The 269-nt window shown below is 51.7% G+C and carries 1 protein-coding gene; it reads right to left on the bottom strand.

The annotated features are described in order from the left end of the window. On the bottom strand, positions 1 to 269 hold a 269-nt coding region (locus tag AC1RPU_RS08260), incomplete at both ends, for a hypothetical protein (RefSeq protein ID WP_481769690.1).

The raw sequence follows: 269 nt of genomic DNA, 5'->3' as shown, positions 1-269 counted from the left end.
CCTGCTACCAGCGTCTTGAGCTTTGCTGTGCCGGTTGTGGCACCGCTATCTGAGATAAGCGATGTACCGGTTGCTCCATTGTTATTCACCGTGGATATAACGACAGCACCGGTTTGTCCGGACACCGAAGTAACAGGCGGTGGAGGCACCGTTCCTGTGATTCTCAGGCTGCCATTTGCATCAGGCGCGATGGTGATGTTGCTACCAGCAACCAGAGTTTTGAGTTTTATGTTCCCAGTAGTAGAACCGCTATCTGAGATAAGCGATGT

The sequence above is a fragment of the Dellaglioa sp. CoH-55-MRSF-7 genome, from assembly GCF_056782235.1.
The sequence above is the reverse complement of the archived record's forward strand: the minus strand, read 5'-3'. Positions and strand labels throughout refer to the sequence as shown.